Source organism: Lactobacillus sp. M0396 (genome assembly GCF_016101625.1).
Classification (GTDB): Bacteria; Bacillota; Bacilli; order Lactobacillales; family Lactobacillaceae; genus Lactobacillus; species Lactobacillus huangpiensis.
Genome location: NZ_JACFQE010000002.1, coordinates 91,627 through 104,902 on the forward strand (window position 1 = coordinate 91,627; position 13,276 = coordinate 104,902).

Here is a 13,276-nt window from a genome sequence, read left to right on the forward strand (position 1 = left end):
ATGATTCATCTCCACAATATTTTTTCTAAAATTTTCAAATAATAATTTAATATTATTATAATTTCGTGATAAAATAAAGTTTATTTAATTAAAACTATTTATATTCCAAAGTACTAGGAGAATGCAATGTCTTTCAAAACTTTTTTTAAAACATTACCTAAGTCATTATTATTGGGAATTCTAATTGCAACTATAATTTATTCTTTTGATGGCGTGGTTTTATCATCAGTAGTTTCAAATGTGACGCTTTTCAACCGCCATACACCCGCTATAAAAGCAGTGTTGTATATCATTAGCAGTTTGCTGGCTCTGGGATTAGTTTATTTCGCCATGACCCTAAAACAAATCTGGATCAATCAGGCAATCAAATTAATGAATATCAAAATAAAAGATAGCTTTGTTTACGGTCAGATAGTTAACCCAGACTTTGCAGCAGTTGCTTCAGATAATGTTTCAAAAATTTTTAATGACTTCAAGTTGATTGAAACTAATTATTTTAAAAATTTTTTTGAGTTGTGTGGTGCCATTTTGATGGCTGTAATATCCAGCTTTTATATTCTTTGGCTTAATTTTACAATAGGGATCTTATTCATTTTGTTTTCACTGCTGCCAATGCTTTCATCCAAAATTTTTGGCAAAGTATTAAGTGATTCCTCTGAAACTTGGCAAAAAAGCAGCAGCACTTATTTAGGCAAAGTAACCGACTTGTTTAATGGTATTCGCACAATTAAAACTTATTTAGCTGAAAAAACAATGTTTGCAGATACAGAAAACTACTTGCAGCAAACAGAAAATTCTTACAAAAAGATGAATGACTATCAAGCTTGGGCAATTTTTCTCAGCGCCATTCTTTCTGCATTGAGTTTTATTCTTCCTCTTGGTGCAGGTTTGTTTTTTGTTATCAATGGTCAGGCCGAACCAGCAGCTATTATCGCCATTTTCTTAGCCAGTGACCGTGTCGTTGGGCCCCTGAGAAATGCCGCGCAATGCCTAAATGAGATGAAGACAACAGAAAATATTCGTAAAAGTCTCAAACTGTATTCGCTTGAATTTGCAGAAAACAAGAATAGTCACCTTAATTCTCCTAGCATCAAGATAGATGATGTCAGTTTTGCTTACAATGACAAAAAGGTGATTTTGACAAATTTAAGTTTAACAATTCCATTCAGAACCAAAATTTTAATTACTGGTAAATCCGGTGCAGGCAAATCAACAATCTTCAACTTAATAGAAGGCTTCATCAAACCTACAAGCGGACAAATTTTTCTTCAAGATGGTTCTCAAGTAGTTAAAAATATCGCTGGTTCTGGTGAACTTGCTTATATTGCTCAGAGTCCATTCATGTTCAATGACACTTTGCGTCTTAATCTGACTCTAGGTAAAGAGTTTTCGGATGAAGAATGCTTGAAAGCACTAAAAGCAGTCGGTTTATTAGCAGAACTAGGTGATAATTGTTTAGACAAAAAGTATGGTGAAAATGGTGCAAATCTGTCAGGTGGACAAAAGCAAAGAATTGAAATTGCTCGTGCACTGATTTACCGTAAAAAGATTATTTTAGTAGATGAGGCCACCTCGGCTTTAGATAATGAAACAGGTAAAAAAGTGCAAAAAGTAATAAACAGGTTGAACTGCACTGTGTTGGAAATTGCACACCATTACGATGAGCAAATATTTAAAGACAATAACTTTAAACATTACGTGTTGCAAGACAACACTCTTTTAGAACAGAATAAATAAACTTAATACAAATTTTTTATTATTCGGCTATATATTGAACCAGGGCCTTCGTTTGGCGTGTGTTGTAATACATTAATTCTCATTATTTTGCTCCTTTTAAAATAATTTAGCATCATAATGTTTTTAATAAAATATTATAATAATGTTTTAATATTATTATAATTTAATGATAAAATAAAATTTAAGTCTATACAGTAAAAAGATTAATTTTTTTATTGCGTAGCCTTATTAAATTTAATTTGAAAGGTTCAAATGATGCTGAAGTATAAACTTAATCCGAAAATCGCCTTATTCTTAATGGGCATTTTACAATTTTTAATTGGTATTCTTTTTATTTATTATGACAAAGGTAAAATAGCTACATATACTTACTTTTTCTTTGGTGTAATATTAGTGCTAGGCGCTATTTTCATTAAAACCAACCACCCTGTAAAAATTATTCAAAAAGCTAATCTGGATGGCGGAGAAAAGTTTTTCAAGTGCTTATTTTTAGCAACTTTGGCATTTTCGCTTCTAGTATTAATTTTTGATAGGAATAATCTAACTTCGTATATTCCACAGATTGATGCATACTTATTTTTTATCCTATTTTAACCTATTGGTTCCAGGAAAAGTAGTAAATAAAAAGTACTGCAACAGCTCAATCAAAACATGCGATACTTTTTAATTTCCAATTCCAAAACGAATTGGATTTTTTTTGCATATAAATCCCAACAGCTTTATTTTTGATACTTACAACATAATAGCCCCGTTCTTTAGTTCCACCTTGAAACTCGCTAATTTTCTGGCAGCGATCACTTGTTTTAAGAGAATGTAAAAATTCCGCTGTTTTTCTATTAGTTGCTACTTGGTTAATTTCTCGTGTATCGTGATTCCTTATTATGTGATTAACCTGGTATTGTGCTACGTCAGGTACATAATCATTTGATGCCCAATAGTAAAATAAAAAAAGACAAACGGCAACAATACATGTAAATATAACCAATTTTACTTTTCTAATCATAGGCGATCCTCACTAATAAAATTAACTATATAAAAACTCAATATATTTAAAAAGTTATACAGTTTTAATATTTTAGCAGCAACTAGGTCTGATCCCAGTAGATGATAGCTTCTCGAACTTATTACATAGCAAGTTGATAAGGATTGAATGATGCCTTTGCCTGATAATGCTCTCTATTCTGATGTGATTTTTATAATTTTAGATTACTACAGTTTTCAGTTAATTTTTCCCAAAAAACAAAAGCAGGATAATTATTTTATTAAACCCTTATAAATTTATGGATAACATTATCGTACTTTCTGCAAGTTTAAATAAAAAAGTTAAACATGAAAAAGCTCCAGTTCTAATATTACAAATGGAAGGAGTTTAAAATTTTTTTAGATCTCTTACCAGATAAAGATGTTGCCAAAAAGATACACATCGCAGTAATTAATATAAACTTTCATCATCACATAACACTAGATTATAAAAGTAAGAGCGGTTGAAGATAGTGTTTCCACCATTTGTAACACCATACTGAAAATTCTGTAATTTGTGCTAATTATACTGGTAGTTATTAGCGCAATATTATGTGAAAAGACACGAAAAAGAAGTCTTTAACAGACTTTGAACTCATCCTAAAAGCTTTGATATGTGTTTAACCTTTGGTATTATACTTGTCCCTAGGTTCCGGTACTCTGGTACATAATTTTTACGCTTAAAGCTAACTTTTCAATTTATATTCAAAGAATAGTAGATGTATGGTCAACAATTGCACTACGCGTTTTCTGGACATTAATTATGCTTTTGGCAACATACTATGACCTAAAGCTGCGCAAAAAATATAGTGCCGATCTGCAAAATTTAAAATACTTCCAGTATTAAATTATTCTCTACTGGGAGTATTTTTAGATACAAAAATCATAGTTCATATTATTAATTCAAACTGACTAAATAGCAGAGCTATTCGTTTAAATAACTAGCGACTTAAATAAATACATATAAAATTATTTTCAACAATCTTTCCAACGTTAAAAGCAAAGCACAGTTGAAAGAACATGATATCTTGTTTAGACTCATAGTAGCGGTTTAGTTAAAATTACATATTATATATGATAAAAGATACAGAATACCAATTCGATTTTGACAGAGCTATTTTCGAATAAGAGGTTTAAAGGTGCTACGAAAAATAAAAGTCCTACTTTACTTGCTAGTTACAATTGCTACTATCGCCCTGTTCACTAACATTTTTCATTCCTATGATGACAGTTCTTTACCTGATAATCCCACCATTGTGGAAATTTATGGTTCAAAAAAACTTAATAATTCGCAAATTAGGAAATGGCAAAAAACGGATAGTAAAGAATGGAACAAAAAATATAATAAAAAAAAGTTTTTTATCATATTACAAAAGTTTGCTCATTCTAAGAATATTTCTTTAGTTAAGCTAAGAATTAATAATTTTAATGGCCATAAAAGTAAAATAGTTTATAGTTTTGGCAATGATAATAAAGATTACTCACTTTATAAAGATAAATCTGTTAAAAAATTATCAAATAAAAAGCTACAGTTAGAAGATCTTTACGGAGTATATTGTACTAATGCCAAAAATGAAGCTTTGGGCGATTTGCTTTCATTACTCCATTCACGCAGATTAAAAGCACGAACTGAAGATAACTCCCTATCATTTAATTATATTTTGCATTTACTTCTAACGGAATTAAGTAGTATCAATGTAGTCATATTTTTGGGTGTTATCAGCATTTTGTTCATTGTAATGGTGCTCGAAAAATTATACCGCTTCAAAGCTTATGGCATAATGAAAATTAACGGCTTAAATAACTGGCAGCTTTTTATGAACGACTTAAAAAGAGAAGCACCTTTATTAGTTACAACTCTCGGCTTAATTGTAATATTCATAGTCGTTTGGGGATCTTATTCATTTACTGCTAAAGGTTGGACAACTTTTTTACCCTACCTGCTACTCGTATTATTGATTTTATTTTTAAGTTTCTTCTTCTTAAACACCTTATCCTATCTAGTTCTGGCACTATTAAAACCTTATGCCGCAATCAAGGGCGAAGAACATTCGGGAGCATTTTTATTAATTGGCTATCTTTTAAAAATAGTGCTTCTGGCCTTAATAATGCTTAACGCGATAGCTTTATATAAGAATTACCAGATTTATACAAGAGACACGAGTATCATAAAAAACCTTTCTGCTAAAGAAAATGGCTATTCACTAGATCTTAGTTGGCATATTTCGAACAAGGCTGAAGATATGAAAGTAGCGCGAAAGGTTCATAAATTGGTGGTAGAGTCTCCTCAAGCAATTGTTTCAAAAAATTCACAGGTATTCAGACCAGCAATACGGGATGTTCAGCCTGAAAATGGCAATGTGATTACTGCCAATAAAAACTTCCTGGCAAAGAGTGGTCTCACTTCTAAACATATTAAAGTTTCTGAAAATAATGTCTTGCTCTTAATACCAAAGAATCGCTTAGATCAACTGGGAGAAGCTAAAAAGGAGCTGAAGACCTTCCTTAAGTTTCAAAATAAGTTACCTAACCGCTATCGCAAGCAAAAAAAGATGCCAACGATTCAGGTCATTCCGATTGCAAGTGACCAAAAGGTCCTTAATTATACCGTTCGTGACGAGATACTATCGTCTATTTCATTTAATCCGCTAATTATCGTGGTGAATGATAAGTTGTTATCGGATGATTTCTATTTGTCAACTAACAGCCAAGGAATGATTCGCTTTCCCAATCTTAAAGCCATGCAACGACTAGTGAAGCGTTTAGGTTTAGCCTCCTATACTATTGGAATTACAAGCCAGCAGGCATTGCTTTCAGATTATGTCGCAAAAGCGAATAAAGAGCTGCTCCTGTTAACTATGACGACGATCATATCACTGCTGCAATTAATTTTTATAATCTTGTTTGTCAGTTCAACCTTCTTACAAATCCAGAGACATAAAATGGCGGTTTATCAGGTATTCGGAAAATCTAACGCTAAACTAATCTGCGCGTTTTTAATTGTTAATTTGGGATTCGATTTCTTAATGATTAACTTGGTTTTAGCTAAAAAAGGATATTTAAACTTAATGCCGCTTACTTTAGGTTACCTTTTAATAGAAGCAATTATTATTTTATTAACTTATATTCACGCACAGCACAATTTATTAATTACCCTTAATCACGGAAATTAGGAGCGAAAAATTGATTAAAGTAGAACATCTTACTAAAAAGTTTCAAGAAAAAGTTATCTTCGAAGATATTAATTGTATTTTAGAAACAGGTAAAACATATGCTATTGTGGGCAAAAGTGGTGCTGGTAAAACAACTTTTCTTAATGTTTTAAGCGGACTTGAGCAACCTTCATCCGGAAAAGTAATTATTACTGACTTAACTGTTAATGGTAAAAATCGCAAAAAACTATATCGCACATTTTTTGGCTTTATTTTTCAAAATTTTGGGTTAATTGACACGGAGACCGTCAAGCAAAACCTGGAGTTAGGCTTAGCTAATCAGAAATTAACTAGAGGGCAAAAAAGCGAACGAATGCATGCGGCTTTAAAGCAAGTGGGACTGGAAAAAATGCCGTTTAATCAAAAAGTATATACTCTCAGCGGAGGTGAGCAGCAACGGATAGCGCTAGCCCGCATACTTTTAAAAACACCCAAAGTGATATTCGCGGATGAACCAACCGGTTCGCTAGATTCAGAAAATAGCCAAGTAGTGCTAAAAACCTTGTTAAATAATTTTGATCCCGCTGCCACAATTGTAATAGCAACTCATGATCCGAGTGTTTGGCAAGAATGTGATTACCTAATTAAAATTGAAGATAAAAAGATTAAAATAATTTCCAACTAATAACATCCGTAAAATTAAAAGAACTAACACACGATTCATTCGCAAGTTAGTTCTTTTAATTTTATTGCAAATTCTAATTCAAACTATGACAATAATTTTTCGGGCCAATTGTTTTTAACTTAAAAAGCTCCAAGCTATAGATAGCTTGGAGTCAAAATATTAGCAAAAGGATTTTAAAAAAATCCCTAAGCTAATTTTTAATCAAAATTTTATCATATATCACTGTGCTTGCTTTTAATAACTAATCGTTCAAAGCAACTTTTCTGAATATAAAATATACTGCTGCTAGTGCACATACCTGAACTACTCCAAGAAGAATGCTGACACTGTTTAAAGCAGTGAAATTCTTAAATAGCAAGTAAGATACAACTGGGGGTATAACAATAATTGCAACCGCTACACCCGCAAAAATTTTGTTAAGAACTTGCAGTTGCTCTCTTCCTGTATATTCCATTCCAGCAAATAATACAAGAAGTAAAACCATAATCCACAACATTTTTTTACCTCATAAATACTTTATCGTTTATTTTGTTGATCGACGATCTTTAAACATATAAAAGAAGCCTAACAGAATAAGCAAAACTATTAGAGAATAAAAAGACGGTATAATTTGGCCAAATTGAAAATTATGTATTACTAAGTCATAGGCTAATAAGGCAATGGAGGTTAATATCAACACCATTCCGCGATTAGTTCTAAGAAATTTGATTATTGGTTTATCTTCATAAATTTTACCCAAACACCAACATGAAATGATCAAAGCTGTAGTTGCTATAATTTCAGTCATGTATTATCCTCCTTCCAAACAAATGTATAAAAGACATATTCTTACGTCGTTATATGTAAGATAACGACTTTTTAATCAGCGAAATAAACCAAATATAATTATTGATTTATTTCTAAACTAAGAATAACATTAAATCATTATTAATAATGTGCAAAATCAGCACATTGTTTTAAGAGTAATTAAACTTAAAAAGAGTGCAACCATGAGTAATTTTGGCAAAACAATTCATAAACTTAGAACTACACGTAAAATGACCCAGCAAGAATTAGCACAGGATTTGTTTGACCGCAGCACAATTTCTAAAATTGAAAATGCTGAATTATCAACGACTTACGAAAATGAACTTAAATTAATAGAACGATTGGGTCTAAACCCTAATGAGTTTGAATATATTAGTAATGGTTATCATATCAGTACCAAAAATCAGCTATTGCATCGGTTTTTAAACCTTGACGGCAGCATTGATCAAGACGAAATAAAAAATTTGCTAGAGGATTGCCTTTGGGTCAAAAACGATAATGATATTAAACGTATTGCCATTATCCTTAAATCTCTATTATTAGTTGATAAACCAAAGGGATATACTCATGCACAAGAACTTGTTCAACCAATCTGGTTCGACTCACTTAGTGATCTCCAAGTCTTCACAGTTACAGATATTACAATCCTTAATTCCATCTTATTTGCTTTTGATTATCGAACAGCAAACGAAATTATTGCCAAGATTATTGAAAATATAGACAATCATTATCCGTTTATGAGAACTCTGAAAACTAATACGCTAATTAATCAGGCAATAATACAAATGACGCATCACAAATTTAAGTTAGCTGTCACTACTTTAAATAGTTTAAAGCCTTTATTAAAGAGCCTAAGACAGTATGATAAATTACTTGTTGTTAATGCTCGAATTGCAATTTGTCAAAAGCACAAATTAGAAGCACTAGAACAGATTAGTTTATTAGAAAAAATTGGTGCTGATAATTTAGCAAAGCATTTAAAACAAGAAATCGCAGAATTTTTTTAAATAGCAATTATTTTTAATTAGAGTTATCAAAAATACACAATAAAAGTTTTATAACTTGACCAGATATTGATATTGCACCTATTTACAAATTAAATATAAAATAGACTAAAATCATTATTTAGGAATCCAAATTGATCATAGATACTAAGAAACTGCAAAAAGCAGTCATGGAAAATAAGAAAAAACACGGTTTCAATACCACAGATATTGAATTTGAACTGCTGCGCTTACATGGAGAAGCTAACGAGCTATTTGAAGCCTGGCGCAAGAATAATAAGGAAAATATCAATGAAGAATTAGCCGATGTAGGGATATTCTTACTGGGCATTGCAGAAATGCTGGGCAATGATTTGGGTGAAGACATTGTTAATAAAATGAAAATAAACGAAAAAAGAATATACAAAAATGGCGTTAAACTTGGTTCTGCTGATACCGATAAATAGACCGATAGCTTTGGTTTAATAACAGCATGGTCAAGCTATCAGCTATTTATTCAATTCTTACAAAAGTTTAGGAATAGGCAGATATTTTCGACTTGCGTAGGTTTAGTTTTGCTTTTTATGGCTTTAATAGAACTTATAGATCAACCGAGAAGTGGCTCAGGTCTTGTTTCTATGGAAGCTGGCCTGCTATGCGTATTATTCCCCTAATGAACATTTAGAAATAGTTGTTTCTGAAAAGTGTAATCTTAATTTGACAAAGGTCCCAAAATTTTCTCAATTTCGGGGCCTTTTTATAATACAAAAATGCGCCTAACAGCTTATTCTTACTATTAGGTGCATTTAAATTATTTATTCAGTTTTTCAAAATGTTTTATTTGGTCGTTTTTTGCTTAGCAGCTTGACTTGCTTCTTCAGCTGTGTTGATCGGGCTTAATTTCACTCCGGCAATAAATCTAACATCACTCGCTTTGACATAGCTATCACCAAAATCTACTTGATCACCGCCTCTTCCGTCTGGCTTATCAGTGGCATAAAACCTATGACCCTTCATATGGTAAAACAGGTCGGCTTTATTTTCGGCTGGCACCCAAATATAAAGCAATTTATCTACCTTTATATTACCTCCCTGTTTCCTGATTCTTTGTCCATCATTATCTTGCTTGGTGCCATCGGCATTATAGACATCTGTATCTTGATAAAATCTAATATAAGAATAATGCTCAAGGTCATAATAGTGATGCGGAAGTTCTTTTTGAACTTTAACGTCCAGGCAATAGAGCCAATTATTCGTCCCTTTAATACGATAAATAGTAGGATTAGGGATAGCCGAATGACCAATCTCCTCCGCATAGTTATCTTCTTCAGCTCGGTCGACTACGAACGTAGTACCTTTTTTAGCCTTTTTAACAGTTTTGACCCCATTATCGATCTTATAAATTGGTGCACCGCCGTCGCTTGTCACTGTTGCAATAGTTTCTTCAGTGTTTGAAGTAGTGATTTTGCCCAAGTTGCTGGCTCTCACATATTGCTTTGCGGGACCACCAATACGGTAGTAGCGCAAACCATTCTTAAACTTGACGGTGCCACCATAAGTTGTAATTGAGGTTCCTTTTCTAATTAAACGATAGTCAGCCCTGCGTGAACTGGTAGCGTAAACATAGGAATTATGTTTAACTTCACGTTTAACGCCATCGATGTTATTAGCCTTGATATATTGCTTTTTACCGCTAATTTTATAGTATGGGGCATAGGGCTTGAAATCTAAGATTAATGGCTTTTTATCAACTTCAATCCGGCGAAAAGCTGGATATTTAGCGTCTACCTTTTGTCCATCCTCATCGTATGCTTGTGATGTATACATAACGGTTCTTATAGTGCTGGGAATCTTTGCCTGAACAGTATGGGCTTGATGATTAAATGTCCAAATTGCAGTAAGTCCTAAAAAACCAGCTGCTAAATAATGAGTAAGTTTCTTATTCATATGTTTTAACCTCTCTTCTCAAAAAAATGCTATCTCTATTTTTGATTCTCTAATTTCTGCAATCAAAACAAGAAATTATATAATTTCATTCTGTACCTTTCTTAGTGATTAATGAAGGTAAAAAATGGTGAATTAAATTAGGCAAATATCTTAATAAAAAATGCATCCAATAGCTGGCTTTTACTATTAGGTGCATTTTATTGTAAATTTAATTTCTAAAAAATTATTTATTTGACAGTTTTTTGCTTGGCGTTTTGCTGTGCTTCTTCAGCTGTGTTGATCGGGCTTAGTTTTACGCCGTCAATAAATCTAACATCACTCGCTTTGACATAGCTATCGCCAAAATCTACTTCACTACCGCCACTTCCGTCTGGCTTATTAGTGGCATAAAACCAATGACCCTTCATATGATAAAATAGTTCGACTTTATTTTCGGCTGGCACCCAAATATAAAGCAATTTATCTACCTTTATATTACCGCCTTGTTTCCTAATTCTTTGTCCATTAATATCTTTCTTGGTGCCATCGGCATTATAGACGTCTGTATCTTGATAAAATCTAATATAAGAATAATGCTCAGAGTTATAAAAATGATGCGGAAGTTCTTTTTGAACTTTAACGTCCAGGCAATTGAGCCAATTATTCGTCCCTTTAATACGATAAATAACTGCATTTGGTATAGCCATATTGGTTATATCGTCGGCATATCCTTCTTCTTGAGCTCGGTCGACTATAAAAGTAGTACCTTTTTTAGCCTTTTTAGTAGTTTTGAGACCATTATTGATTTCATAAATTGGAGTCCCACCGTCTTTTGTTACTGTTGCAATAGTTTCTTCCGTGTTTGAAGCAGTGATTTTGCCCAAGTTGCCGGCTCTCACATATTGTTTTGCAGGACCACCAATGCGGTAGTAGCGCAAACCATTCTTAAACTTGACGGTGCCACCATAAGTTGTAATTGAGGTTCCTTTCCGAATTAAGCGGTAGTTAGCCCTGCGTGAGCTGGTAGCATAAACATAAGAGTTACGTTTGACCTTGCGTTTAACGCCATCGATGTTATTAGCTTTAATATATTGCTTTTTACCGCTAATTTTATAGTATGGGGCATAGGGCTTGAAAGTTAGGATTAATGGTCTTTTTTCAACTTTGACCTGATGAAAAGCTGGATACTTAGCTTCAACCTTCCGTCCATCTTCATCGTATGCTTGCGACGTATACATAACAGTTCTTATGGTGCTGGGAATCTTTGCCTGAACAGTATGGGCTTGATGATTAAATGCCCAAATTGCAGTAAGTCCTAAAAAACCAGCTGCTAAATAATGAGTAATTTTTTTATTCATATGTTTTAACCTCTCTTCTCCAAAAAATGCTATCTCTATTTTTGATTCTCTAATTTCTGCAATCAAAACTAGAAATTATATAATTTCATTCTGTACCCTTCTTAGTGATTAATGAAGGTAAAAAATGGTGAATTAAATTAGGCAAATATCTTAAAATGATTTATTTGGTTATTTTTTGCTTAGCGTTTTGCTGGGCTTCTTCAGCTGTGTTGATCGGCCTTAGTTTTACGCCGTCAATAAATCTAACATCTTTTTGCTTAACATAGCCATCACCAACATCTATTACAGAGGTTCCTCCGTCTCGTGAGGCAGAGGCGTAAAATTCATGGCCCTTCAAGTGGTAAAATAATTCAGCTTTCTTTTCAGCTGGTACCCAAATATAAAGCAATTTATTTACTTTTAAAAACCCACCTTGTTTTCTGATCTTTTGTCCGTGATGATCTTGCTTAGTACCGTCTGCATTGTAAACATCTGTATTTTTATAAAACTTAATGTAAGAATAATGTTCAGAATCATAGTAATGTACAGGCATTTTCTTTTTGGCTTTAACTTCACTGCTCAATAACCAATATTTTGTACCCTTAATATGATAAGTAAATATTTGGGGATCATCTTCATCTCCTCCATTATTTTCAGCATAGTCTACCGTAAATTCTGTACCCTTTTTGGCTTTCTTGGAATAAGTATCGTCTTTAATAAAATCATAAAGTCCAGCTCCTTCTTTTGCAGTTACTTTCACAGTTGTTTCTTCTGTATTAGAACTAATAATCTTACTTAAGTTACTGGCTTTCACATATTGCTTTTTTGGTCCACCAATGCGGTAGTAACGTTGCCCGTTCTTAAATTTGAAGGAATTGCCATAAGTTGTTATTGTCTTGCCTTTTTTAAGCAAACGGGAGTCAGCCCTCCGAGAGCTTGTAGCGTAAACATAAGAGTTACGTTTGACCTTGCGTTTAACACCGTCAATATTACTTGCCTTGATATATTGCTTTTTACCTTTAATTTGGTATGCGGGTGCAAAAGGCTTAAAAGAAAATGGAATTGGTTGATCATCTAACTTAACCTGAGTGTAAGCTGCATATTTTCCCTTTACTTTATCACCGTATAAATCATAAGCCTGGGCATCGTGCATCACGGTCTTAACAATACTTTTAGCTTCTACAGTATTAGTTTGTTGGTTTAGCACCAGACTTGCAGAAATGCCCAATATAGCAACTGCTAAGTAACGAAAAAGCTTTTTAGTCATATAATTTTTACTCCTTTCTCTTAAGACAGGCACTGTTGTTACTGCATCGCTCTTATTTCATAAAAATGCAAAACAAATGATAGCGCAAACATACTGGCTATAATTCATTCTGAACCTTTCTCAGTAATTAATGAAGGTAAAAAATGGTGGGCTTAATTAGGCAAATATCTTAATACAACAGGATGATAATTAATCTACAGCTTTTCTAATAAAAAGAGATACTTGATGGCTTTAAATCATTTGAGCATCCCGCAAACACATAAGTATCTGCATCCGTAGCTGGATCAGATTGGGATAAAACAATGAAAAAACCAAACAGTTTGTTCGCTGCTTGGTTCTTTTCATTTACTCTTTATCAACAA

The 13,276-nt window shown here is 32.8% G+C and carries 12 protein-coding genes; 6 read left to right on the top strand and 6 right to left on the bottom strand.

Annotated elements, in window-relative coordinates; translation table 11 throughout:
- Positions 1 to 126 precede the first annotated feature (126 nt).
- Together H3T43_RS02960 and H3T43_RS02965 are read left to right on the top strand one after the other, a co-directional pair.
- Entirely contained in the window at positions 127 to 1,737 is a 1,611-nt protein-coding gene (locus H3T43_RS02960) for an ABC transporter ATP-binding protein (protein ID WP_198212485.1), read from the top strand.
- Between the two features lie 255 nt (positions 1,738 to 1,992).
- The gene (locus H3T43_RS02965; protein WP_198212486.1) at positions 1,993 to 2,331 is read left to right on the top strand and encodes a hypothetical protein; all 339 of its coding nucleotides are present in this window, start codon (positions 1,993 to 1,995) and stop codon (positions 2,329 to 2,331) included.
- A gap of 46 nt (positions 2,332 to 2,377) precedes the next feature.
- Here H3T43_RS02965 and H3T43_RS02970 read toward each other — a convergent pair whose 3' ends face one another.
- Positions 2,378 to 2,740, bottom strand: coding sequence for a hypothetical protein (locus tag H3T43_RS02970; RefSeq protein ID WP_198212489.1), 363 nt, complete (start codon positions 2,738 to 2,740; stop codon positions 2,378 to 2,380).
- A 1,156-nt stretch (positions 2,741 to 3,896) separates the two neighbouring features.
- Here H3T43_RS02970 and H3T43_RS02975 point away from each other — a divergent pair.
- Both H3T43_RS02975 and H3T43_RS02980 read left to right on the top strand, forming a co-directional pair.
- A complete protein-coding gene (locus tag H3T43_RS02975; protein ID WP_198212490.1) occupies positions 3,897 to 5,930 on the top strand; it encodes a hypothetical protein in 2,034 nt (677 codons plus the stop codon).
- Between the two features lie 10 nt (positions 5,931 to 5,940).
- Positions 5,941 to 6,594 (top strand): ATP-binding cassette domain-containing protein, encoded by a 654-nt coding sequence (locus H3T43_RS02980; RefSeq protein ID WP_198212492.1) that lies wholly within the window; start codon positions 5,941 to 5,943, stop codon positions 6,592 to 6,594.
- 241 nt (positions 6,595 to 6,835) lie between these two features.
- On the opposite strand, the gene H3T43_RS02985 is transcribed toward H3T43_RS02980, so the two are convergent.
- Both H3T43_RS02985 and H3T43_RS02990 read right to left on the bottom strand, forming a co-directional pair.
- The gene (locus tag H3T43_RS02985; RefSeq protein ID WP_198212494.1) at positions 6,836 to 7,090 is read right to left on the bottom strand and encodes a hypothetical protein; all 255 of its coding nucleotides are present in this window, start codon (positions 7,088 to 7,090) and stop codon (positions 6,836 to 6,838) included.
- 27 nt (positions 7,091 to 7,117) lie between these two features.
- Positions 7,118 to 7,381, bottom strand: coding sequence for a hypothetical protein (locus H3T43_RS02990; protein ID WP_034978280.1), 264 nt, complete (start codon positions 7,379 to 7,381; stop codon positions 7,118 to 7,120).
- Between the two features lie 202 nt (positions 7,382 to 7,583).
- Here H3T43_RS02990 and H3T43_RS02995 point away from each other — a divergent pair, with 202 nt between their 5' ends.
- Positions 7,584 to 8,408, top strand: a complete 825-nt coding sequence (locus H3T43_RS02995) for a helix-turn-helix domain-containing protein (protein WP_198212496.1) — start codon at positions 7,584 to 7,586, stop codon at positions 8,406 to 8,408.
- A gap of 131 nt (positions 8,409 to 8,539) precedes the next feature.
- Entirely contained in the window at positions 8,540 to 8,851 is a 312-nt protein-coding gene (locus tag H3T43_RS03000; protein ID WP_198212498.1) for a MazG-like family protein, read from the top strand.
- A 370-nt stretch (positions 8,852 to 9,221) separates the two neighbouring features.
- On the opposite strand, the gene H3T43_RS03005 is transcribed toward H3T43_RS03000, so the two are convergent.
- The 3 genes from H3T43_RS03005 to H3T43_RS03015 form a co-directional block, all read right to left on the bottom strand.
- On the bottom strand, positions 9,222 to 10,331 hold the full coding sequence (locus tag H3T43_RS03005) for an SLAP domain-containing protein (RefSeq protein ID WP_198212500.1): 1,110 nt from the start codon (positions 10,329 to 10,331) through the stop codon (positions 9,222 to 9,224).
- A gap of 227 nt (positions 10,332 to 10,558) precedes the next feature.
- Positions 10,559 to 11,668, bottom strand: coding sequence for an SLAP domain-containing protein (locus tag H3T43_RS03010; protein ID WP_198212502.1), 1,110 nt, complete (start codon positions 11,666 to 11,668; stop codon positions 10,559 to 10,561).
- A 160-nt stretch (positions 11,669 to 11,828) separates the two neighbouring features.
- A complete protein-coding gene (locus H3T43_RS03015; RefSeq protein ID WP_198212504.1) occupies positions 11,829 to 12,914 on the bottom strand; it encodes an SLAP domain-containing protein in 1,086 nt (361 codons plus the stop codon).
- Between the last annotated feature and the right edge of the window lie 362 nt (positions 12,915 to 13,276).